The sequence below is a fragment of the Methylobacterium sp. Leaf456 genome, assembly GCF_001425465.1.
Classification (GTDB): Bacteria; Pseudomonadota; Alphaproteobacteria; order Rhizobiales; family Beijerinckiaceae; genus Methylobacterium.
This window is the reverse complement of sequence record NZ_LMQV01000015.1, coordinates 20,874-44,191: the sequence shown is the minus strand read 5'-3', so window position 1 is coordinate 44,191 and position 23,318 is coordinate 20,874. Positions and strand designations below refer to the sequence as shown.

General features: G+C 64.8%; 21 protein-coding genes and 1 pseudogene. 12 read left to right on the top strand and 10 right to left on the bottom strand.

Features of this window, described 5'->3' with window-relative positions:
• Positions 1-689 precede the first annotated feature (689 nt).
• Complete coding sequence (locus tag ASG52_RS12650) at positions 690-1,568, bottom strand: hypothetical protein (protein WP_056243473.1); 879 nt, start codon at positions 1,566-1,568, stop codon at positions 690-692.
• Between the two features lie 127 nt (positions 1,569-1,695).
• On the opposite strand from ASG52_RS12650, the gene ASG52_RS26305 reads away from it, so the two are divergent.
• Both ASG52_RS26305 and ASG52_RS26300 read left to right on the top strand, forming a co-directional pair.
• On the top strand, positions 1,696-2,799 hold the full coding sequence (locus ASG52_RS26305; RefSeq protein WP_156383922.1) for an AAA family ATPase: 1,104 nt from the start codon (positions 1,696-1,698) through the stop codon (positions 2,797-2,799).
• 16 nt (positions 2,800-2,815) lie between these two features.
• A complete protein-coding gene (locus tag ASG52_RS26300; RefSeq protein ID WP_082552527.1) occupies positions 2,816-5,065 on the top strand; it encodes a S8 family peptidase in 2,250 nt (749 codons plus the stop codon).
• A 252-nt stretch (positions 5,066-5,317) separates the two neighbouring features.
• Here ASG52_RS26300 and ASG52_RS12640 read toward each other — a convergent pair whose 3' ends face one another.
• Complete coding sequence (locus tag ASG52_RS12640; protein ID WP_156383921.1) at positions 5,318-5,536, bottom strand: hypothetical protein; 219 nt, start codon at positions 5,534-5,536, stop codon at positions 5,318-5,320.
• 296 nt (positions 5,537-5,832) lie between these two features.
• Here ASG52_RS12640 and ASG52_RS12635 point away from each other — a divergent pair, with 296 nt between their 5' ends.
• The 6 genes from ASG52_RS12635 to ASG52_RS12610 all read left to right on the top strand — a co-directional run bounded on the left by ASG52_RS12635 (position 5,833) and on the right by ASG52_RS12610 (position 9,319).
• Positions 5,833-6,684 carry a universal stress protein gene (locus tag ASG52_RS12635; protein WP_056243467.1) on the top strand — a complete coding sequence of 284 codons (852 nt, stop codon included), beginning with the start codon at positions 5,833-5,835 and terminating at the stop codon, positions 6,682-6,684.
• A 52-nt stretch (positions 6,685-6,736) separates the two neighbouring features.
• Positions 6,737-7,030, top strand: coding sequence for a hypothetical protein (locus tag ASG52_RS12630; protein WP_056243465.1), 294 nt, complete (start codon positions 6,737-6,739; stop codon positions 7,028-7,030).
• A gap of 43 nt (positions 7,031-7,073) precedes the next feature.
• Positions 7,074-7,721, top strand: a complete 648-nt coding sequence (locus ASG52_RS12625) for a BON domain-containing protein (protein WP_056243463.1) — start codon at positions 7,074-7,076, stop codon at positions 7,719-7,721.
• A gap of 76 nt (positions 7,722-7,797) precedes the next feature.
• A complete protein-coding gene (locus tag ASG52_RS12620; RefSeq protein WP_056243461.1) occupies positions 7,798-8,511 on the top strand; it encodes a hypothetical protein in 714 nt (237 codons plus the stop codon).
• A gap of 32 nt (positions 8,512-8,543) precedes the next feature.
• A complete protein-coding gene (locus ASG52_RS12615; RefSeq protein WP_056243458.1) occupies positions 8,544-8,981 on the top strand; it encodes a GlcG/HbpS family heme-binding protein in 438 nt (145 codons plus the stop codon).
• 11 nt (positions 8,982-8,992) lie between these two features.
• Positions 8,993-9,319 (top strand): hypothetical protein, encoded by a 327-nt coding sequence (locus ASG52_RS12610; RefSeq protein WP_056243456.1) that lies wholly within the window; start codon positions 8,993-8,995, stop codon positions 9,317-9,319.
• Positions 9,320-9,410: 91 nt separating this feature from the next.
• Here the strand turns inward: ASG52_RS12610 and ASG52_RS12605 are convergent, their stop codons facing one another.
• Entirely contained in the window at positions 9,411-9,824 is a 414-nt protein-coding gene (locus ASG52_RS12605) for a hypothetical protein (RefSeq protein WP_056243453.1), read from the bottom strand.
• Positions 9,825-10,072: 248 nt separating this feature from the next.
• Between ASG52_RS12605 and ASG52_RS12600 the strand changes: the two genes are divergently transcribed.
• A complete protein-coding gene (locus tag ASG52_RS12600; RefSeq protein ID WP_056243450.1) occupies positions 10,073-11,983 on the top strand; it encodes a potassium transporter Kup in 1,911 nt (636 codons plus the stop codon).
• A gap of 631 nt (positions 11,984-12,614) precedes the next feature.
• A complete protein-coding gene (cysQ, locus tag ASG52_RS12595; protein WP_082552526.1) occupies positions 12,615-13,433 on the top strand; it encodes a 3'(2'),5'-bisphosphate nucleotidase CysQ in 819 nt (272 codons plus the stop codon).
• Here cysQ and ASG52_RS12590 read toward each other — a convergent pair.
• On the bottom strand, positions 13,386-14,954 hold the full coding sequence (locus ASG52_RS12590; protein ID WP_082552522.1) for a bifunctional aminoglycoside phosphotransferase/ATP-binding protein: 1,569 nt from the start codon (positions 14,952-14,954) through the stop codon (positions 13,386-13,388). The two genes, cysQ and ASG52_RS12590, sit on opposite strands and share 48 nt — an antisense overlap.
• Positions 14,955-15,115: 161 nt before the next feature.
• Positions 15,116-15,934, bottom strand: coding sequence for a universal stress protein (locus tag ASG52_RS12585; RefSeq protein ID WP_056243447.1), 819 nt, complete (start codon positions 15,932-15,934; stop codon positions 15,116-15,118).
• A 287-nt stretch (positions 15,935-16,221) separates the two neighbouring features.
• On the opposite strand from ASG52_RS12585, the gene ASG52_RS12580 reads away from it, so the two are divergent.
• Together ASG52_RS12580 and ASG52_RS12575 are read left to right on the top strand one after the other, a co-directional pair.
• Entirely contained in the window at positions 16,222-17,040 is an 819-nt protein-coding gene (locus ASG52_RS12580) for a universal stress protein (protein WP_056243445.1), read from the top strand.
• Positions 17,041-17,153: 113 nt separating this feature from the next.
• The gene (locus tag ASG52_RS12575) at positions 17,154-17,684 is read left to right on the top strand and encodes a DUF1003 domain-containing protein (protein WP_056243443.1); all 531 of its coding nucleotides are present in this window, start codon (positions 17,154-17,156) and stop codon (positions 17,682-17,684) included.
• A 48-nt stretch (positions 17,685-17,732) separates the two neighbouring features.
• Here the strand turns inward: ASG52_RS12575 and ASG52_RS12570 are convergent.
• The 5 genes and pseudogenes from ASG52_RS12570 to ASG52_RS12550 all read right to left on the bottom strand — a co-directional run bounded on the left by ASG52_RS12570 (position 17,733) and on the right by ASG52_RS12550 (position 23,188).
• Positions 17,733-19,125, bottom strand: a pseudogene (locus ASG52_RS12570) (TAXI family TRAP transporter solute-binding subunit).
• A 195-nt stretch (positions 19,126-19,320) separates the two neighbouring features.
• Positions 19,321-19,557 carry a hypothetical protein gene (locus ASG52_RS12565; RefSeq protein ID WP_056243440.1) on the bottom strand — a complete coding sequence of 79 codons (237 nt, stop codon included), beginning with the start codon at positions 19,555-19,557 and terminating at the stop codon, positions 19,321-19,323.
• A gap of 78 nt (positions 19,558-19,635) precedes the next feature.
• The gene (locus ASG52_RS12560) at positions 19,636-19,953 is read right to left on the bottom strand and encodes a hypothetical protein (RefSeq protein WP_056243438.1); all 318 of its coding nucleotides are present in this window, start codon (positions 19,951-19,953) and stop codon (positions 19,636-19,638) included.
• Positions 19,954-20,216: 263 nt separating this feature from the next.
• Positions 20,217-20,534 carry a c-type cytochrome gene (locus ASG52_RS12555; protein ID WP_056243481.1) on the bottom strand — a complete coding sequence of 106 codons (318 nt, stop codon included), beginning with the start codon at positions 20,532-20,534 and terminating at the stop codon, positions 20,217-20,219.
• Positions 20,535-20,653: 119 nt separating this feature from the next.
• The gene (locus ASG52_RS12550; protein WP_082552521.1) at positions 20,654-23,188 is read right to left on the bottom strand and encodes a phosphoketolase family protein; all 2,535 of its coding nucleotides are present in this window, start codon (positions 23,186-23,188) and stop codon (positions 20,654-20,656) included.
• Positions 23,189-23,318: the final 130 nt, after the last annotated feature.

Here is a 23,318-nt window from a genome sequence, read left to right as displayed (position 1 = left end):
CGGAGGAGTCGAGAAAATCGGCGGGTTCGCCGGCGTGCCGCTCAAGCACCGCACCGTCGTACAGGAGTTCCGTCGAGAACGTCATGGCCACCGCCCTCACAAGGACGGGGGACGGGCCGGCGGGCGCTTGATGTCCTGCCAACGCGAACGTCCGGCGGGCGAGGCACGCCCCTTCATGCTTCCCGTCGCGGTCRGCTCCTGTGGCCGGATCTCGCTCGGCACGACATCGCGTGACAGTGGCATGTTCGGCCCGTTGGACCGGGCGAGGCGGCCGTCGTTTGAGGCGGCCTGCGCGCACGTCGCGGCGAGGACCGTCCCGAGCGCCGCAAGCGTCGTCATCAATCGGTGGTGTCTCAGTTTGAAAAATTCCGCAGCAGGCCTACCTCATAGGGTGCCCGACAGGGCATCCTTACAAACACACAAGGTAGGCAAACAATGCAAGAGATCACATACAGGATCGGAACATTAAACGACCCGTCCAACGTCGGCCGGACCGCTTCATCGCCGTATTTGGCCAAGCGCGCCGCTATATTGCTAGATAGATCGCAATGCTTGGCTTTAGAGAAGACGTTTTGGGAGGAGCGCGACAGGAAGCTTAAGGCCGTCCTGACTGTCATCGAAGATGCGGAGCACTTCCCCGGCGAGTGGGATTTGGACGAGAGACCTATCTAACAATATTGGAGGGCCGCTCAAGTGGCCCTCTTTTTGTACGGCCCACGCTTACTTGGCGTGGGCGCCGCTGCCTCAACGAGCGCGGCAACGTCTTCCATGCTCCACAGCCGATCTGACACGCCCGCCGCCATGGCTGGACTCATCCGATGCTTCTTGTGCAGCTTCACGAAGTTGTACCAGACGGTATAGAGCGCGACCATATGGGCGTGGTTCTCGAATTTCTTCGAAAAGGCGTTCGTGAGCCGGGTGAAGCGGCGCATCTGCATTCGCATCGTGAGGTTTTGGCGCTCGGCGTAGGATGTGCTGATGTGCTTCCGGTTGGGGCCGCCCTGGACCGGCACCTTGAGCGCGCCGATGCAGTCTGACGGGCTGTAGCGGCCTTTATGGGCCTCCGGCACGTCGCCGTAGATTTTCACGAGCTGCGCGTAGTCAACATCCGCGCCGAATGCCTCTTCCACCGCGTCGAGGTAGGCGCGGTGCCCGTCCGACGTGAGCTGGATGCGGTTGGCGACCCTGTCTTTCAGATCGCCGATGAACGCGTTCGCATACTCGGCATCCCGCCCGCCGATCAGGTACGAGATGATGAGCTTCGTGTCGGCTTCAATCGCCGTCCACGTCCACACGTCGCCCGCACCATCTGGTGCCCTCTTCGCGTCCGCGACGTTGGCCTGCTTCGCGTAGCAGAACGACCAAATCTCATCGACCTGCACGCGCTTGGCCTGCACGCCCCGCACCGTGTCGTCATGGAAGGCCGTACAGGCCCGTCCCGCGTCTTCCAGCAGCTTCGACACGGTGTTGATCGACACGTCCACCACGCGGCTGATGGAGCGCATGGAGGAGCCCTCGCAGAGCATGCTCAGGATTTGGACGCGCTTCGCGAGGGGCAGCTTGTTCATAGTGAAACTATGCTTGAGAGTCGAGACTCGGTCAAGAAGGGTGGACGATTTTTATAAGATCGTCTAAACTCGTCCATCCTAGGCAGTCGATCCTAGCAAAATCAATCACTTAGCAGGGCATATCCTGGTGGACGAAAAAGCGGTCTACGCCAAAGATGTCATCCAACTAGCGCGCCTTGGGCTGGTTGGTGATAGGAAGAACTTGGAGACGTACATCCGTCGTATCATGCGGCAGGCCCGCAATGATGACAGCCGTCTCGCCGACAAGCTCGGGGAGCTATTAGTCGCAAATCCCACACAAGATGCGCCACTGAGGGAGGCGGGAGGGTCATTTGCTCCCGTTGATCGCGATACTAGGTTGCAATTGGTTCGGCACGAGGATCCTGTCGTCCTAGAGTACGCACCAATTTTGGCAAGCAAGGTATATGAACCATTAAAGTTAGTGGTCGGAGAACATAACAACAAAGCATTGCTTGAAAAAAATAACCTCAGCCCGAGCAGGACGCTTCTTTTTACAGGGCGCCCAGGAGTTGGGAAAACACTATCAGCAAAATGGCTTGCCCACACGCTTGATCTCCCGCTTCTGACGTTAGACCTATCAACGGTCATCAGCAGCTTGCTTGGTCGAACGGGCATAAATTTGAAGTACGTTCTTGACTACGCTAAAAGCGTCGAATGTGTTCTTCTTCTAGATGAGTTTGATGCAATAGCAAAGCAGAGAGGCGACAACACAGAACTTGGCGAATTAAAGCGCCTCGTGACTGTCCTTCTACAGGAAATTGATCTTTGGCCATCAAGCAGCATTCTCGTTGCAGCCACAAATCACGGGGAGCTCCTGGACAGAGCTGTGTGGCGCAGATTCGACCAAGTTTTGGAGTTTCCTCTCCCGTCAAACGCAGAACTTGGAAGTATAATCGACCTCTATTTTGGCGAACAGTCAAAGGAATTGGGAAAGTGGAAATCGCACATTGTGTCAATAAGTCAAGGAAAGTCATTTAGCGATATACAGCGATTTGCTCACAGAGTCTTGCGCAAGTCTCTTATCAGTGACATCTCGATAGAAGATGCGGTTCAGTCAATTTTAAGCTCTGAATATGCTGACCTTGGTTTACAACAAAGAAAAGCAATGGCGATAAAGCTCAAGAAAGAAGGAATGTCAGACCGTAAAATCTCCTCAATGCTTGGAATAGCTAGGGACACGCTACGCAAACTAGAGCCGGAAACCAAATAGTACTGGAGAACCAATCATGGCCGAAAGAAATTATCTAATTGGTTTCGGGCAACGCCTAGCGCGCCCAATCAGTCTCAAAAAGGGAGGTGGAGACAAATTCTATCCCTATACTTTTGACGAGGCTAAGGCACGTCTAAGTGATGATCTAACTGAAACTATCGAAAGTATCGAAGCATTGCCTGATCTGGCTTGTCCAAGCGACCGGACAGTAATTTCGATTACGCTACATCCGTCTTTCTTAGCACGTTCCTACTACCCCACAGATTTGCTCCGAGACCTTAACTTGCGCGCGGTTGGTAGTCGCGCCAAGCCAGTTGTTGTTGAAAAAAGCAATAAAAAGCCCAAAGCAGGGCTGAAAGCGTTCATAGCACCTGAGTTGTTCGTCAGCGGACAGAGAGAAGACCTCTCGAACTTCGTTGATGACATGGCGCGATGGTATCCGGCTGCGTCTGTTCAAGATGACTTTCGCAAAATCGAAGCAATTTCCAACCTCAATGATAGTCGGTTGAAAGAGATCGAAACTGAAAATGAGATTGTTCCGCTCGAAGTTGTTCTTCATGCAAGTGAGGCCAATGGAGACGACTATATAATAGATGGATTTCGTAAATTTGCAAAAAAGATCGGAATTAAAGTTGATTTGGATCAAAGGCTGCATGCGGGCGGCCTGTGTTTTATACCGATGCGCGCTCCTCGCGATCTGCTGCATGAACTGACTGAATTCTCATTCATTCGGCTCGTCCGTCAAATGCCTAAACTTTCTCTCAATGAAACGGTTATTAGAACCGCGAGTCTGCCAGGTAGCTTTCAAGCAAAAATTCCAAGAGGCAATCCGGTAAATTCAGAAGTCAAAACTGCGATATTTGATGGCGGGATGCCCGACGAGCATCCGATTGGCTCGTTCGTCAACTCGCGTGACGCCGATGGTGTGGGGCCGGCAGTTCGCGCATACCAAGCGCACGGGTTAGGGGTCACGTCGGCGCTACTCTTTGGGCCCTTGGAACGCGGTAAAGAAGCTCCGCTTCCCTATTCAAAAGTAGACCACTGGCGCGTTCTTGATAGCAATACGCGCGGCGATGACTTTGAGCTATTCGCTGTTTTAAGGCGCATAATGAATGTTCTTAGACAACGGGAATACGATTATGTATGTTTATCAATCGGTCCCGCTCTGCCTATTGACGATGATCCGGTGCACATCTGGACATCTTCTATTGATACGTACTTATCATCTCGTAAGACCTTATTAGTAACCGCCTGTGGAAACACAGGAGAGGATGATTGGGAATGCGGTAAGGCCCGCATACAACCCTGCGCGGACGCTGTAAACGCTGTTGGTGTTGGCTCCGCTAATTCTGAGGGCCCGAAATGGCTGAGGGCGCCATACAGCTCTATAGGGCCTGGACGAACTCCGGGCTTTGTGAAGCCTGATGTAATCTCCTTCGGCGGCTCTGAGGAAGAACCGTTTTGGATCTTAGATGCCAAACGCAGCGGTTATACGGCTGGTAAGATGGGTACAAGCTACGCCGCTCCCAACGCTGCGCGACCTGCGGTTGGTATGCGGTCCTATTTTGGCGAGCAATTCTCTGGCCCTGCTATCAAAGCTCTGATGGTGCATCATGCTGCCAAATCTAGGCATCAACAACGCGAAGTCGGTTGGGGGCGGCTGCCCTCCACTCTCGATAGACTAGTTGTCTGCCCAAATGGCGAGGTTACAATTGTCTTCCAAGGATTGTTGGAGCCCAGTCAATACATCCGCTTTCCCGTTCCGGTGCCGACAGACCCTCTACGGTCCAAAATTCATATCAAAGCGACTTTTTGTTTCTTTTCTCCAATCGATAGCGAAGACTCACTAAACTATACAAGGGCCGGACTTGGGATTGTTTTTCGCCCATCAACTGCCGGTCATCCTGGTAATAATAAAGCTGGAAAGCCTCGCTCCGCTCACGAGGCCAAGCCTTTTTTCAAGAACGATGTATTTCATAGCGATGAATACGAGAAGCGAAGAGATGAACATAAGTGGGAAACCATTCTGCGTGCCGAGAAATCTTTTGATCCTGGGGTCCTTAATCAACCTGTATTTGACGTAGAGCACCACGCCCGCGTGCATGGTGGGCCAGCCGCGAGGCGCACCGACATTGCTTACGCACTCATCATCTCCCTTTCATCATCAACCGAGCCGAATTTATATAATAGAATTTTAGCGGCTTACCCAAATCAACTTGAAATTATGCAGCCAAATATCGAAGTTCCTGTCACTGTTCGACGTTAGACTTTGAACCCCAACGCTTCGCCGCTGCTTTTCTAGCAATGGCGGAGCGTTGTTCTGCGCTTAAAGAAGCCGCTCGCGATGCTCCGCCCTTCGCTCCTCCGAGTTGGCCCCGAAGGACAGCAGCCTCGTCCTTATCGGGCTTGGCCGGTCCGTAATCCTCCGGCTCTTCCTCCGTCGCAATCCGCATCACCTTCACGGCGTTGCCGATGGCGTCGGCGGGGCGCTTCTGGCCTTTAGGTCCGGTGGGCATACTCATTCCCAATTGTCATAGCGGCCTTGGATCGGCGCCAGCAGCACCGTTTCCAGCCTCATCCCGTGAGCCCTATCGCCCAACACGAGTTGGCAAACAATGATACGCCGCGCGATCTGCTCATCGTTAGCTCGGCGGATCGCCTCCCAACGGCTGTAGGCGTCAAAGCTTAGAATGGGACCGTTGCAGGCACGCCCGTATAGATGGGCCTCCCAGCGCATCGCTCCACCCTCCTGCTTGGCGCCAAGCATACGCCAGCGAGAGACGGATCGCGAGGGTACGGGACGGGAACACCGAGCGGGCCGCGCCGGGATCAAATTTCAAACTGAGACACTACCCATCAATCGTGACATTTGGGTTTGTCCCTTCGCAGGCGAGGCATCGACAGGCCCCACTGCGGAAGGGCCCCGTTCGAGTGGCACAATGCCCCCGGCCCTCGGGTCCGGCTTTGCGCTGGATCAAGGACTGAGCCCGGGCCGGGACTAGGGTCCGACCATCGGAAACGAGGACGCCTCCCATGCCGGCACTCCAGAACATCAAGAACGTCATCGTCGGCCTGACCGAGGAAGGTCAACGGGACGAGACCAGCGACGCCATCGGCTACGGCCTGTCGCTGTCCGTCGCCGCCGGGGCGCATCTCACCGTGCAGGCCGCCTCGCGTCGCATCGTCATGAACAGCGCGCTGGCGGGCGGCTTCGGACGGGGCCTCATCTCCGAGGAGAACGGGCGGACCGCCGGCCTGAGCCAGGCGGTGGCCGAGAAGGTCCGTGGCGACGCCGCCAGCGCCGGCGTCGCGTGCACCGTGGACAGCCCGCAGCTGACCCATCCGGACATCCTCGCGACATTCGCGGCCAAGGCGCGCCTTCATGACCTGATCATCCTGGATGCCGAGGAGCGCACCATCGACCTCGACCGCGAGTTGATCGAGGCGTCCCTATTCAACAGCGGTCGTCCGGTCATCGTCGTGCCCGCGGGCCACAACGCCTTCGCGGGCCGGCGCATCGTCATCGCCTGGGACGGCAGCGCCAACGCGGCCCGGGCCGTCAACGACGCGCTCCCGTTCCTGAAGGCTGCCGAGGCCGTTGAGATCGTTTCGGTCATCCGGGGCGAGGACCTTTCGAGATCGGTCGCAGGGGCCGAGCTCGCGCCGCACCTCGCCCGTCACGGCATCGCCGTCACCGTGGACGACCTGGCGATGCGATTGGATGGCGACATCGCAGAGACCCTCCGTGACGCGGCCAGCCGCTACCGCGCGGACATGATCGTCATGGGCGCCTACCGGCACGGCCCCATCCGGCAGTGGATCTTCGGCGGGCTGACCCAGTCCATGATGGCGGCGTGCCCGATCCCTCTGTTCCTGGCGCACTGAGCGCCCACGAACCCAATCGACCCACGAGAAAAGGCAGTCCAAAAAACCGAATCTGAAGCACTTCGCCCTCGCGGCGGGCCTCGCGCTCTCCGCCCTCGCCATGCCCATGTCCGCCGATGCCCAGGGCTTGCCGGGCGGCATGCGCCGCGGCGCGGCCGAGGGCGACCGCGTCGGCGGCCCTATCGGGGGCATCGTCGGTGGTGCGGTCGGCGGGGCCGTCGGCACCGTCAACGGTGCGCTCGGCATCGACCCGGGCCGTCGCGGCTACCGAAGCGGCATGCGCTCGCGCCGCCACTACCACCATCGCGCCTACCGTCACCGTCACCACGACCGCCGCCATCGCTAGGCGCATGCGGCACCCCCTTCAGTCCCCGACCCCGAAGCACATCATGACCATGGACAAAACCTTGCAGACCAACGTCCTCGCCGAGCTCGGCTGGGAGCCGAGCGTCACCGCCGCCCACATCGGCGTGACCGCCAAGGATGGCGTCGTGACCCTGACCGGGCACGTGCAGAACTACATGGAGAAGCACGCCGCCGAGAAGGCCGCCGGCCGGGTCAAGGGCGTACGCGCCGTCGCCGAGGAGATCGAGGTCCGCCTTCCCCTGCACGCCCGGAAGAACGACGACGAGATCGCCATCGCCGTGGTCCAGCGCCTGGACTGGAACGTCTCCGTTCCGGACGGGGCGGTGAAGGTGAAGGTCGAGAAGGGTTGGGTCACCCTGACCGGCGAAGTCGAGTGGCAGTACCAGAAGGCGGCCGCGGAGCACGACATCCGCGGGATGCTGGGCGTCGTCGGCATCATGAACCACGTCACCATCAAGCCGCGACCGAACGCGGCCACCATCGGCGCCGACATCACCGAGGCGCTCCATCGCAGCTGGTACGATCCGAAGACTATCAACGTCAGCACCAACGGCGGCGTCGTCCACCTGACCGGCACCGTCCACAATTGGTACGACCGCCAGACGGCCGGCTGGACGGCCTGGGGCGCTCCCGGCGCCACCACCGTCGAGAACGACATCCGCGTCGTCTGAACCCGCCTCGCACCGCGATGCATCGGGCGGCCATTCCGCGTCGCCCGATGCGACCTCACTCAGGAGCGCCCTCCCGATGATGCAGACCCGGATACACGGCCAGGACCGGACCACCCTGGCGTTGATCTTCAACCATCCGACCAGCGAGAACCTGGAATGGCGGGAGGTCGTGGCCTTCGTCGAGCGGATCGGGATCGCCGAGGAGAAGCCGAACGGCAATTGGAGTCTGAGCCTGGGCGGTCGGGTTTGGACCTTCCCCCAGCCGCCGCACAAGGACATGGATCCCCGCGAGGTCGAACGGCTGCGTCATCTCATGGAGGGCGCCGGACTATCCGCCCATTCCACCGAGTTGATGAGGCCGACCCCGGCCGCAACCGAGAGCGACGCCCTGATCGTCGTCGACCATCACGAGGCGCGGATCTATCGCTTCGATCCGGAGACGGTCGGTGAGGCGACGGAGATTACGCTCCGGCCGTACGATCCCCACGGCCACATCCACCACCTCGCCCACAAGGAGGGTGGGAACTTCCGCGGCCAGCGTGCCCCTGAGGACATGGCCTACTACGACGGCATCATTGCCTCGGTGAGGGATGCGCCGCGCATCGCCATCGTCGGCCACGGAACCGGCAAGAGCAGCGCGATGTCCGTCCTTTCACGACGCCTCCGCGAGCACCACCACGAAACCCGGGGACGCGTCGTGGCGACGGCCAACATCGACCTCTCCGCGGCGACGGACGGGCAGTTGCTCGCGCTCGGCCTCGAGATGCTGACCCGGGACGGCTCGCAGTGACCGCGCCCGTTCCTACGCCATTCGAGGGGGACATGACGCTGGCCGAGGCGACCGCGGTGGTCGGGCATGCCATCGGGGAGGCATCGCGTCTTGGGGTCTCCGTCAGCGTCGCGGTCTGCGGACCCGAGGGTCGACTCGTCGCCTTCTCCAAGATGGACGGCGCAGGGGGCATGACCGCGCGCGGGGCCATCGGGAAGGCCGTGGCCTCCGCGGTCTCGGGCCAGCGGAGCGAGTTCATGCCCCCTCCCGGGGACGACCTCTATTGCTCCGTCGTCGAGGGAGAGGGGACCGCCGCCCTGCACGAGCGCGGCGGCATCCCGTTGCGACGGGGCGGCTCGCTGATCGGCGCCATCGGCGTGTACGGCGATGCATCACGCGAACAGGACCTCGCCTGTGCATTGGCTGCCGCTGGCCTGGCCGGCTTGGCGACGGTCGATCCGCTGCCCCCGTACCTCGTCGCCGAACACTGAGGACGGATGGCATGGCAACCCTGGACGTGGTGTTCCTCGCCCCTGGCAGGCTCGGTTGGATCGACGAGACCCGCCGGCGGAGCATCCCCTTCGCGCCGGGCGAACCCGTGCCCCGCATCGGGGAATGCGTCGTGCTCGCGTTCGAGGCCGACGCCTGCCGCTGGACCGTCGAGGACGTGGCGCACGTCTTCGGAAAAGCCGGCCACGAGATCGCGGTCAGGCTGACATGGACCGCCGACGAGGCACGGAAGCCGGTCTCGGCGGGCCTCCAGGCGGACGCGCTGCCGCCCCACTCGAACGGGACGGTGAGGATCGGACCGAGGCCGGTCGGTCGCTGAACCGCAACTCCGTCCATCTCACACCGGCGGCGCATCAAGCGGGCTGCCGGTGTCCTGAAAGAAGGCACGCCACCGGAGGATGCCGACCCGGTCAAGCCATCTTCGGGCTGCCGTCGAACCATCCCAGTACCGGCTGCTCGTAGCCCCCCGATTCATAAACCTCCTCGTGGAGGGGGCCGACCCGCCCCGGGGAGAACGGACCCACGTCGACCAGGATCGCGACGCTTTCCGGGGCGTGGCGGTTCGGGACCACCACAGCGTCCCTCGCCTTGGAGGCAAGTTGCGACCCGGTGCCGGTGCCGTTCTCGGCGGCCATCTCAGCGGCGAGCCTGCCGACCACGTCCAGGGCGGCGCCGATCCTGTCGGCCTGCAGGCCGACCTCCGCCTCGTCCATCCGGCAGGCGTCGTTGCCGGTCCACCACCGCCCATTGTCGATCAGGCGAAGTAATTCGCCGAGGCGGTCATGCTGCTTGGTTAGGGCCTCGACGGCTCGGGGGCAGGGCATCTAGGGTTCCTTTTCGCCATGGCCGGACGCGGGGCGTCGACCGTGCAGCATGCGGCTCACCCTAAATGCCGGGCCTGCAGTGTCCTTGCGCTGGATCAAGCCAATTGCCGGAGTTCGTCCATACGTCTTGCCTTCGACGGGAGGTTCGGAGGCGACGTACATCGGTTCACCACGAACGAACCGCGAGCCTTGGCCGTTGTAACCCGGTCCGCGGAGTGTCCGGCGGTCCAACAATCGGAACGGAACCCGTGACAGCGAGCGTATCGACCCCCCTCCCGACGCCGGGGACACCCGCGCTCGGCCATGCGCCGCGGACCGGCTTCTGGACCCTCACCCTCGGCTCCGTCGGGGTCGTCTACGGCGACATCGGCACCAGCCCGCTCTACGCATTGAAGGAATCGCTCCACGCGGCCACGGGGGGAGCCGGACACCATGCGCTGACCCGCGAGATGATCTTCGGGGTCACCTCCCTCATCCTGTGGGCGCTCATCCTCATCGTCACGGTCAAGTACGTGCTGATCGTCCTGCGGGCGGACAACGACGGCGAGGGCGGCACGCTCTCCCTCGTCGCCCTGGCGCAACGCGCCCTGGGCCACCAGGGCGGAGCCGTCATCCTCATCGGCATGGTCGGGGCAGCCCTGTTCTACGGCGACGCCATCATCACCCCCGCCATCTCGGTCCTCTCGGCGGTGGAGGGGTTGAAGCTGGTCACGCCTGCCTTCGAGCCGTTCGTGCTGCCCCTGAGCGTGGCCATCCTTGTCGGCGTCTTCGTCGTGCAGAGCCATGGCACCGCCCGGGTAGCGGCCTTCTTCGGACCGATCACGGCCCTCTGGTTCCTGGCCATGGCCGTCGGCGGGTTGATCCATCTCGCCGACGACCCGGGCATCCTGCACGCCTTCAACCCGGCGTACGGCATCGGCTTTCTGCTGGGCCATGGCAGCGCGAGCCTCCTCGTCCTGGGCGCCGTATTCCTCGCCGTCACCGGCGCCGAGGCGCTCTACGCGGACATGGGCCATTTCGGCGGGGGCCCGATCCGCACGGCATGGTTCGGCCTCGTCTTCCCGGCCCTCGCCCTGAACTACCTCGGGCAGGGCGCCATGCTGCTCGCCCATCCGGAGAACATGGAGAACCCCTTCTTCCTGCTCTACCCTTCGTGGGCGCTGATCCCGATGCTGCTGCTAGCCACGATGGCGACCGTCATCGCGAGCCAGGCGGTCATCACGGGGGCGTTCTCGATCACCCAGCAGGCGATGCAGCTGGGGCTGCTGCCGCGCATGAGGGTCCTGCGGACCTCCGAGACCGAGCGGGGCCAGATCTACATCCCGCAGGTCAATTGGTGGCTGCTCGTGGCGGTCGTATTCCTTGTGGTGCTGTTCAAGTCCTCGACGGCGCTGGCCGCGGCCTACGGGATCGCGGTCACCGGCAATATGGTCATCACCACGGCGCTGGTGTTCGTCGTGGCCTGGAAGGCGTGGCGGTGGTCGCCCGTGCTCGCGGCCGTTCTACTCGCGCCGTTCATGCTCATCGAGGGCGTCTTCCTGACGGGCAACGCCCTCAAGCTCCTCGACGGGGGCTGGCTTCCCCTGCTGGTGGGCGCCGTGCTCATGACGATGATGTGGACGTGGCGCACCGGCTCCCTGTTCATCACCAGGGAGATCCACCGCGACCGACTCCCGCTGACCGACTTCCTCGGGACGCCCACGAACGGGTCGATGCAGCGCGTGCCGGGGACCGCCGTCTTCATGACCGGTACGCTCGGCGATACGCCCGGCGCCTTGCTGCACAACGTCAAGCACAACCGTGTGCTTCACGCGCACAGCCTGATCGTGACGGTCGTGACGGAGGACGTCCCGCGCATCGTCGGCGGGGAACGCGTCCGGGTCGAGCGTCTGTCGGAGGCGTTGAGCCGTGCCACCGTCCGTTTCGGCTTCATGGAACTGCCCGACCTTCCGGCGGCCTTGGCGGCCGCGGGCCTGGACTCGGGTGGGCTGTCCTACTTCCTGACCCGGCGCGTCCTCGTGGCGTCCGCCGAGACCGGGATGCCGGTGTGGCAGGACCGGATCTACATCGCGATGGCCCAGGCGGCCACGGACGCCTCGCGCTACTTCCGCATCCCCGTCGACCGCGCCGTGGAGATCGGGTCGCAGATCAGGATCTGACGACAATCGGCGTCGGGGCTCGCTCCTGGTCAATGTCCTCCTCCCCCGGGCGTGCCCGCGGAAGGTCACAGACCTGTCTCGTGACGGCGTTCACCGCATCTCGCCGGACGGGCCGCTGCCGCCCCTGCCAGGCGTGCGGTCAGACTTGCCGATGCGAGACCCTCGCACACGTCTCAAACGCTGAATGCATCCCCGAACTTCGGTGGCCGGTAGCCGCACCAATGATGGATGGAGGACCGACAAGACATCATCGTACAACCGCTGCCATGGGAACGTTTGCGACGAATTCCCGACCTGGGTGTGAACGATGATTAAATCCGCAGAAACCGTCTTTCCCGGCGGCACCGTAAGCTCCATGCGAGAGCACCGCGAGCCGTTGCGCGTCGCCTGGGCGTCACCCGGCACTACGGCGGTCGTGTACGAAGCGACGTTCGGTCCCAGCACTTCATGCCCAGCCCTGGTTTTCCGAAGACGAGAGGCAAACCGACCGTGATCAAGAGCCATCTCGATTGCGGCCATTCCACGAACGCCGAAGCGCCCGAGAGCCAGTGCGCCCCAATGGGCACCTCGTGAAGAACGGGTCCCGATACGATTGCCGTTGCTGATGCGGGTATCCGAGGGGATGGGTCCGATGCCGCCCGACACGCTGGCCCGATCACTGGTCCGTATCGCGATTGCCGCGGGCGGACCCGTGGCTTCCGTTTATTCCCGCGGTTGCGCGACGCGGTGGAAGGTGGACGGGTCCCCTGTCACCGAGGCCGATCTCGCGGCCGAACGCCTGATCCTGGAAAGGCTCTCCGCGGCGTTCCCGGGAATCCCGGTCGTCGCGGAAGAAAGCGTCGCGGCCGGGCACAGATCCGAACTTGGTCCGCGCTTCCTCCTCGTCGACCCCCTGGACGGGACCCGTGAGTTCATCGCGCAGCGCAACGAGTTCACGGTCAACGTCGCCATGATCGAGGATGGCAGGCCCATCGCCGGTGCCATCTACGCCCCCCTGCTCGGGCAGGCATGGTTCGGTGGAACATCGAGTTACACGGTCGCGGCCCCGCCCGGTTCGGAGGTCGCCGACCTGACCAGCGCTCGACGCATCAGGGTTCGCGTGCCACCCGACACGGGTCTCGTCGCGCTGGTCAGCCGCTCGCACGCGGATCCCGCGACCGAGTCCTACCTTTCGTGCCTGCCGCTGGCCGAGCGTCGTCCGATGGGGTCGTCCCTCAAGTTCTGCCGCGTCGCCGAGGGCATGGTGGACGTCTATCCCCGCTTGGGCGGCATCCGGGAATGGGACATCGCTGCGGGGCATGCAATCCTGCAGGCGGCTGGCGGGACCATGACGGCGCCGGACAGGGCGACACTGCGCTACGGCGACCCGACCGAGGGCTTTCGGCTGCCCGGGTTCCTCGCCTCAGGCGGGTTCAGCCTCCCGGCTTCCGATCCTGTCGTTGCCGCGTGAGGGAGAAGACGACAGGATCGCGTCCCTGGTCGTCGTCGGCTCGGCCTCCGCGGCGAGATGCTGCCAATCGATGTCCCCGCAATCGCGCCGGACCTGATCCATGAGCACCTCGGCGGTCGCGTCCGATGGGTCGTTCCGCCGGTCGGCGATCCGCGATGCCAGCAGCCCGGTGGTGGGCGCCTTAAGCCAGACGCCCTGGAACGCGACACCGGATTTCGCGGCTGTCGCCTCTATGGACGCGCGCTCGGAAGGCCGGTCGAACACAGCATCGGCGACGACCGCACACCCGGAGGACAAGGCTTGGCACGCCTCGTCCCGGAGGGAGGCGTAGACCGTTGCGGACACCTCCGGCAGATAGGCGGACGGGGGTAAGCGCGTCTCGGCTGAAACGCCGAAAGCAAGCTTGCGGATACGGTCGCTGTTGAGGATACGGGCGCCGGGCGGCGGACCGAGATGGGAAGCCACGCGGGCCGCCACGGTCGACTTGCCGGATCCGCTGAGGCCCCCGACAGCAAGCAACGTCGCGTTCGAAGGCGCCATCAGCGACAGCGCAAGGTCGTGATACGCCCGCGCCTCGATTAGCGTTCTTGCGGCTTTGCCCGGAGGCTGACCGGCCGCCTGGGCCGCCGTGACATGGGCACGGATGGCGGCGCGGATTGCCATGATGAAGGGCAAAGCTCCGATGCCGGCGGCCTCGTCCGTTTCGTCGAGGTAGCGATTGAACAGGAGATTGGCGAGGTCGCCCTGGTCGCGGTGCCAGAGATCCATCAGCAGGAAGGCGAGGTCGTAGAGGACATCGATGGTCGCGATGTCGTCGTCGAACTCGATGCAGTCGAACAGAGTCGGCACGTCGTCGACGAGGCAGATGTTTCGCAGGATGAGGTCGCCGTGACAGCGGCGCACCTTACCGGTCAGACGCCGCTTCTCCAGCATGGGAGCATGCCGTTCGAAGGCGCTTCGGAAGGCGGCGCGAAGGGCGTCCGCCGCCTCCTCCGGGACGAGCGCCACCGCGCGCAGCGAGCGGTCGTTCATGTCGAGGACCGCGGCGATTCCGGTTGCCCCGCCGTGATCGAGGCTGACCGCCGCACCGTGATGGAACTGCGCGATGCGGTGCGCGAGGTCGGTGATCAGTGCCGGGGTGAGCGCATCGCGCTGCGCCATGTCGTCGAGAATGTCGTGCTGCGCGAAACGGCGCATTTCCACGACCGCGTCGACGAGGAGACCGGTGCCGTCGAAGGCCAGCCGCCCGTCTGCCTCCCGGGTGATCCGGCGGACCCCGAGGTAGAGTGTGGGCGCCGTGCGGCGGTTCAGGACGAGTTCGGCCTCGCAGAAGGCCAACCGGCGCGCGGCTGTCGAGAAATCAAGGTAGGGAAAGCGAACGGGGCGCTTGAGCTTGAACGCACGGTCGCCGGCCATGAGGACGGTCGAGATGTGCGTCGTGATGGTGTCGACCGGAAGCCCCAGGAGGGCGGCCTCGCCTTTGAGGAAAGCGACGGTCTCGGCCTGATCCTCGATGGTCATGGACGCTTCACCGCGGTTGGTGGCGTCACGGTCGGCTCCGATCCCGAGCCGCGGACAGGAGTCCTCGACCGACGGCTCGACTTCATAATGATGAAACGGTCGCGCAACCAGCTCATCCAGGCCATTCCAAGCTCCCCCGCCATCCCTGGGCCTCACTCGGGTCAATGGGACATCAGGCAACAGACCGGGCTGTGATCGAGGAGGTTGCGCGTGACCCCGCCGAAAAACCATTCCCGAAGGCGGCTGTACCCGAAGGCCCCGCTGACGATCAGGTCAGCCCCGAAGCCCTCGGCGGCATCGAGGAGGGTTTCGGCCGTGCCGCCCCCGTTCGATGCCTTGAGGATTCCCGCGGCTTTCACACCGTGCAGGCCGAGAAAGGCCACGACGTCGTCCAACTCGACTCGGTCGCCGTCATCGGTGACCTGCATGACCTGGACCGCCTCGGCGAGCTTCAGCAACGGCATCGCGTCCGAGATCGCGCGGCGGCTCTGGAAGGTGTTCTTCCAGGCCACGACCACGCGGGACGCCGACAGCCGTTCCACGCCGCGCGGAACCACGAGCACGGGCCTGCCCACGGCCATCAGCGCGTCGCCAGGGCCCACGGCGGCCACCAAGTGGGGTCGGTCGTTCGTCCCCTGACGCCCGACCACGACGAGGTCGGCCGCCCGCGATTGCTCTGCAAGGAACGCGACGCTTTCCATGAGTTCGGAACGCCACTCGGTCCGCTCGGCCGGTTCGGACGCAAGGCGGAAGGCTTCCTCCGCCGCCTTCAGCTCATCGAGGGCCTTTTGGCGGATCTCTTCGACCCCGTATCCGGTCGGCACCGAGGTCTCGCCGAAACCCCGCGGGTAGTCCGGCCCCCAGGCCGCGACGCCAATGAGACGAGCATCGAGCCTTCGCGCGAGATGCGCCGCAAGCGTCACGCGTGGCGCCGCCTGCTCCCCGGGGTCAACGGCGACGATGATGCTGGGATACGACACGGGAGGGTTCCGGCAACGAAAGGGAGACCATGCCCGGGCATCGAGCGGTAATCGTTGATCCAGCACAAACCTATCCTCCGACGCAGCGGGCATCCGCAACGCGGGGGAGAAGCACGCGGACGTTGCCTCCCGTATCCCGGCATCGTCCTGGAAGCTGTGATCCATGCCGGGCAGGACCCGTTTCGCGGGGGAGCGGATCGGGGACACCGCGTTTGCGCTGGCTCAAAGACGTCTTCGGCCCGAACGGGCATCCCGAGCGTCCCGTATCCAATCGAGGCACGCCATCCATGACAGTCGCCAGCATCATGGTGTCCGTCGACCTCGCCGGCGACGCAGGCGCCCGGACATCCATCGCGGCCCATCTCGCGGACGCCTTTGATGCCCGGACGATAGGCATCGCCGCGCAGATGCCGGACCATGTCACGGCGCAGGTCGGACCGATGGGCGCCGCCGCGTTCCTTCCGGGCCTGACCGAACAGACCGTCCTCGTTGGGCTCGCCCGAGCACAGGACCTGTTCCGGGCGGCGGCCGGGAGCCGCAGCCGGGTCTCTTGGCGCTCCGCCGTCGAACCCGGGCTCGCCTACCTGGCAAGCCAGGCGCGGGCGGCCGACCTGATCGTGGTCGGTCAGAGGAACGCGAGCGAGGCGACCGGATGCATCAAACCGCTCGATCCTGCATCCGTCGTCCTCGCCGCGGGACGCCCGGTGCTCGTCGTGCCGTCCGGCATCGACTACCTCGAAGTCCGACGCGTGATGGTGGCTTGGAAGGACACGAGGGAAGCGCGCCGCGCGGTCTCGGACGCCCTGCCGATCCTGCGGTTGGCGAGGCGCGTCGACGTCGTCTCGGTCACGGGCGGCGACCAGACTTCCGGCGCCGCTGACGTGGCCGCCTACCTCTCGACGCACGGCATCGAAGCGACATCGTCCGAACATCCCTCGGAGGGCACGGGCGACGCGGATACCCTGCTGTACCTGGCATCGGAGCAAGCATACGACCTGATCGTCATGGGCGCCTATGGCCATGGCCGCTTGCGCGAGATGGTCCTCGGTGGCGTCACTCAAGATATCCTGCGGCACGCCCCGACCTGCAGCCTCCTGAGCCACTGATGGGCGAGCACGTCATGCCGGGCAGCGCGCCCCCCATAGTCGCGCGTGCCAAGGCTCAAGATGCCGGAAGGCCGCCCGCCGACGTCGCGGTCACTCAGCTCGCCCGTCAGTTGATGGAAGCGGGTCTTGAGGGACTTTCCGAACGCGAGCGGCGGGTGATCCTCCACATCGCGAAACGGCGTCACGTGTCCCGGGACGTGAACAGCGTCCTCGTCGAGCACCAAACGTTCGGCGAGCGTCTCGCGGACCGCGTCGCCCATTTCGGCGGCTCGTGGGGCTTCATCCTCGTGTTCACGGGGATGCTGGTCGCCTGGGTCGTGGTGAACACCGTCGTCCTCGGCCACGCGACCGGCTTCGACCCCTATCCCTACATCTTCCTGAACCTGATCCTGTCGATGGTCGCTGCACTCCAGGCCCCGGTGATCCTCATGTCGCAGAACCGGCAGGCTGCGCGGGACCGGGTGGCCGCCGGCCTGGACTACGAGATCAACCTGAAGGCGGAGGTCGAGATCATGGCCCTGCACGACAAGCTCGACCGAATCCGGATGGAGCGTCTCGAAGGCGTCCTGGCCGCGCAATCGACGCAGATCGAAGCCATCGCCAAGGCGGTCGGCATTGCCCCGGCAATGCCGGTCACGGATTAACGTGCACGCGCGGCGGCGGCGGACGTCTCGCCTCTCCTGCCTCCCAAGTCAGCCGCCCTCGCCATTCCTTGGTTGGACCGGCTCCGACCGGTCGGCGGCTGTGGCGATACCCATCTCCCCATGTCGTCCAAGCCGTCCAAGCCGTCCAAGCCGTCCAAGCCGTCGCGCGACGGTGGATCGCGCCGCATCGACGGCGAGCGCCGCGGCCGCCATGGTGTGGGGCTCGGCGGCCCTTCTCATCGCGTGACGGGCCACGCTGGCAGCGAGGTCGTCGGTCTCACCTGCCATCGCCTCCAGCTTGCCTCGGTCGGTTTCCCCACGGGCGTTCGAGCGGATCTCCAGGAGGCGCAAAGTCGCCACCTCGATGCGTTCGCGCCGGATGCGCCCGATCCGCTGGCGGAACCACGCCGCGACCGAGCCGAGGCCGCCGCCGAAGATGGCGACGAGGTAGATCCAGCTCTCATAGCGCTCAATGAAGCTCTCCTGCTCGCGCTCGTAATAGTCGATGGCCCCCGGGTGAATGGGCAGGCGCGCGCTGGTCGCCCCAACGGTTGTGTCGTAGGCTGGATGGGTGACGTCGTCGGCCGCGGGGGTCGCCTCGGCCAATGCGGCACGCATCTCGAACAGGTGCTGGGTGACCTCGGCGGCAATGCTTCGGGACAGCGTCGCGGGCCATCAACCGGTAGGACGCCCCCACGGTCGGTATGTCCTCGGCCGGCAGGAGCGGGGCACCATCGAAGAGCCCGGCGGGTACGGTGACGGCCTGGAGGCGCGGCATGCGTGCCAGGGTCGAGGCCACGTGGGATGCGCCGAACAGCGCCACCGCCGCGTTCGCGTCGGCGTCGCGCACAATCCCCACGAGGCGGCGCGCGGCGGGGGATGTCGGCGTCGTCAGCAGGATCACGGCGCCGATGCGCCCATCCGACAGGGCGCGTCCGAGATCGGCCTCCTCGACCGGGACCAACGCCACCGTCCCGGCGGGGACGGGTCCGCCCGGTACGCCGTCCACAAGGCTCAGGCCATGTCGCTCCACGAGGCTTCGCACGAGTTCGTGGTCGGCCTTGCGGGGTGCCAGGATGCCGAGCCGTTCCCCCCCCAGCGCGGGAAACCCGTCGATGCCGGATTGCTGGGGCGCGACGACGAGCGTCGCCTGCTCTCGCAGGACCGCCAGGGTCAGCGCGTTCCGGGGCATCAGGACGTCCGGGCGGACGACCGCCAGGTCGGCCCTGCCGTCCCTGAGCGCCTCCGCGCTCTCGCGCACGCCGCCGTAGGAGACCAGCCTCAACCGGATGGCCGCCTTGCTCCCGGCCAGGGCGTCCGCATAGGCACGCAGCAAGGCGGGCTCGCTGCCGCCCTTGGGCGCGACCGCGACCACGAGCGTCGTCGGGTGCGTGAGGTAGAAGTACAGCCCGCCGACCGCGGCCGCGATCAGCGCCGGCATGCAGAGCAGGATAACGCGCCAAGCCGGCGACCTCGACTGCCGCAATGAACCTACCCCCCGGCCGCCCCACGGGCCTCATTGTGGAGGTGGTTCGCTCCGGTCGGCTTTGCGAGGCGGTTGGACGAATGTCTCGCCTGTCCGCCGCGGACCCTGACGAGCCCCTCAAACCCCCGTTATCGTTTCATCGTACCCCGGTCACGGGGTGGGCTCGGATATCCCTGCAGACCCAAGTCCGGAAGGAGGCCGGTAATCGTCGAGGATCTCGCTTTCGAGCGCTCGGCGCTGGAGGTCCTCAAGTTCGGGGAGGATGTCGTTGTCCGAAGCGTCGTGCGCCGAGACCAGCCGGACCCCGGCGGTCCTCGTCTCGAACGTGACCAGGACCTCGGCCTGGGCGTACTGGTCCTGAGGGTCGATGCAGGCGTGCCTCGGCATGGTCGATCCTGTGGTGGCGCCAATCGGTCGAGGCGGTGGTGCCTCGACCCGCAGAGGGTGGGCTGATGCCCCGTTTCGTCATTTCGTGGGTTTGGTGGACCCGGTGACGATGTCCTCGTCGGAGAAGCGGATCATCCCTCCGGCGATCACGAGCTTGTCGCCTTTCTCCACCGAGCGGCCGTATCCGGACCCCGCGACGCGAAGCTCGCAGCCCTCCTTGCACTCGACTTCGGCCGAGGCCCCTGCCGCCAGCTTCTGGGTCGCCTGGGCCTCGCCCTTGTCCACCGTGAGGGTATGTTCGCCCTTGTCCTGATTGGTCACTGTGATCGCGAGCGCCGGGGTGGCGACCAGGATCGTGCAGGCCAGGAAAGCAGCCGTGATCGGGGTAAGTCTCATGTCTCGTCTCCGTCCGTAGGCGTGATGCCGTCGTGACGAGGATGTAGGGTCCGGCTGCCGCAACCCTCCCTGCAAACACTGCCATCGGCTGGAGTGATTTCGCGGACTAGCTATTCGAATTTGCGCAGCCGCCGTGACCAGCGTCGACGATTCCCGTTCCATGGGGATTGCGAGGCGGGCGTCGCCTCCCTCACGACCTGGGCGTTCGTCATCGAAGTCCCGCCTCCGGCTCTCGACGGGAAGGTTTCGACCTCCCGGTGCGATCAGCGCTCAAGGGACTTCAGATAGGCTAATACGTCAGTGATCCGGTCGGGTTCGAGCTGGAACTCCGGCATGGTCGGATGTCCGGTGGTGATGCCCTCCGCCAGGGCCTCGCCGAGGTCCTCGACCGGATACTTCGTGCGAAGGTCCCGGAACGCCGGCGCGATGGCCAACGGGCTCGCCCCGATCCGTCCCACGGCATGGCAGGTGGCGCAGTTCACCCCGACGAAGGTCTTGCCGCGTTGGACCTGTCCGTCGGTAGCCGCCGCCATGGTCTCCATGAGGCCGGTGAGGAGAAGCATCGATAACGCAAGGCGCATGGACACGTGAGGGCTCCGGTTAGGTGAGGCGTGGGATCCAGCGAGGGCCATCTGCACAACGGGCCGGGACGCATTCACGAACGAGCCTGCCGCCGTACCGACACCGGGGCTGCGAGGCCTCAAGACCTCTGGATTTCGGGACCGGTCTCGTACTCGACGACATCCCTCACCATCCGCAGGTCGACCGAGGCGGTGGTCGTCCTCGCCGGATTTGGTGTGAAGGCATGCTCCGCCCAGGCCCAGTCGCGGACCTGCGGCAGGTCCTCCCCGGTGCGGCAGACGTGCTCGCGGTGCAGCGCCAGCAGGTCGCGCAGTTCCTCCTCGGCATGCTGTACCGCCGGGCCAAGCCCGGACGACCACCTCAGGGCGGCGAGCGCGAGGTGGTAGCGGTCGAGACCGTTCAGCACCGCCATGTCGAAGGGGGTCGTCGTCGTCCCCTCCTCGACGAAGCCGTGGACGTGGACGTTCGCATGGTTGGTGCGCCGGTAGGTCAGGCGATGGATCAGCCACGGATAGCCGTGGTAGGCGAACACGACCGGCCGGACGCGGGTGAACAGGCTGTCGAAGGTGGCGTCGTCGAGCCCGTGCGGGTGCATGTCGGGCGACGGCAGTTTCATCAGGTCGACGACGTTCACCACCCTGATCCGGATCTCCGGGATGCGGTCGCGCAGCCACTCGACGGCCGCCAGGGTCTCCATGGTGGGCACGTCCCCGGCGCAGGCCATAACCACGTCGGGTTCGGTCGTGCCGTCGTTCGAGGCCCATTCCCAGACCCCGATGCCCGCCGCGCAATGCCGGGCCGCCTCGTCCACGCCAAGCCACTGCAGGGCGGGCTGCTTGCCGGCGACGACCACGTTGATGCGGTCGTGGGTGCGCAGGCAGTGGTCCATCACCCAGAGCAGGCAGTTGGCGTCCGGCGGCAGGTACACCCGCGCCGTGTCGCCCTTCTTGTTCGCGACGAAGTCGATGAAGCCCGGGTCCTGGTGGCTGAACCCGTTCTGGTCCTGGCGCCAGACGTGCGATGTCAGCAGGATGTTGAGCGAGGGCACGGGCTTGCGCCAGGCCAGGGCGCGGGACGCCTTCAGCCACTTGGCGTGCTGGTTCACCATCGAATCGACGATGTGGATGAAGGCCTCGTAGCAGGCGAAGACGCCGTGCCGGCCGGTGAGGAGGTAGCCTTCGAGCCAGCCCTCGCAGAGGTGCTCCGAGAGCACCTCCATCACCCGACCCTGGCGCGCCTGGTGTTCGTCGGTGAGAAGGATGGCGTCGCGCCAGACGCGGTCGGTGACGTCGAAGACGGCATCCAGCCGGTTGGAGAGGGTCTCGTCCGGACCCATCAGGCGGAAGTTGCGGGCCTCGGCGTTGAGGGCGAGCACGTCGCGGAGGTAGCGGCCGAGCACGCGGGTGCCCTCGGCGATGGCCGTCCCATGGGACGGCGTCGCGATGGCGTAAGCGGCGAGATCGGGCAGGCGGAGCGGCCGCGGATCGCGTCCGCCGTTGGCATGGGGGTTGGCACTCAGCCGCCGGTCGCCGCGCGGGTGCAGGGCGGCGAGGGCAGGCATGAGGCGGCCGGCATCATCAAAAAGCTCCTCGGGCCGGTAGGAGCGCATCCAGGTCTCCAGGAGCGCGAGGTGCTCCGGCTTCTCCCGCAGGGCGGCGACCGGGACCTGGTGCGACCGCCACGTCCCCTCGACGGGCTTGCCGTCGACCGTCTTCGGCCCGGTCCAGCCCTTCGGGCTTCGCAGCACGATCATCGGCCAGGCCGGCCGGCCGACGTCGCGGTGCGGGGCGGCCTCGCGGATCTCGGCGATCCGGTCGAGGGCGTAGTCGAGGGCCGTCGCCATGGCCTGGTGCATCGGGCCGGGCTCGTCGCCCTCCACGAAAAGTGGCTCGTAACCGTAGCCAATCAGCAAGCTGCGCAACTCCGCCGCCGGCATCCGCGCGAGGATCGTCGGGTTGGCGATCTTGTAGCCGTTGAGGTGGAGGATCGGCAGGACGGTGCCGTCGCCGACGGGGTCCAGGAACTTGGAGGCGTGCCAGGAGGCGGCGAGCGGTCCGGTCTCGGCCTCGCCGTCACCGACCACGCAGGCGACGATCAGGCCCGGGTTGTCGAGGGCCGCGCCGAAGGCATGGATCAGTGAGTAGCCGAGCTCGCCGCCCTCGTGGATGGAGCCGGGGAGTTCCGGCGAGGCGTGGCTCGGGATGCCGCCCGGGAACGAGAACTGCCGGAACAGGCGGCGCATCCCATCCGTGCCGGGGCAGACGTCCGGGTAGACCTCCCCGTAGGTCCCTTCGAGCCAGGCGTTGGCCACCAGGCCAGGCGCGCCGTGCCCCGGGCCCCACACCGCCATCATGTCGAGGTCGCGCAGGACGATGGTCCGGTTGAGGTGGGCGTAGATGAAGTTCAGGCCCGGCGTCGTGCCCCAGTGGCCGAGCAAACGCGGCTTCACGTCCGGCAGGGAGAGGGGCTCGCGTAGGAGCGGGTTGTCGAGCAGGTAGATCTGGCCGACCGAGAGGTAGTTCGCCGCCCGCCAGTACGCGTCGATGGCGTCCAGTCCGGTCGGTCCCAGGGGGCCAGGCACGAAATCGAGGCGGGACGGCTTATGGCCGAGATCCTGGACGACGTCAGGCTTCGGATCGCTCGCGACAGGCATTCTGGATTCCCGGGCTTTGCAGGACGACGCAGGCGTTTTCGATGGATGTCGTCGCATCCCTCGGTGCCCGGTTCTTTGATCTGGATCACGCCGCGCCTGCACGAGCCGTGGCACTCGGGACCTCGCCCGG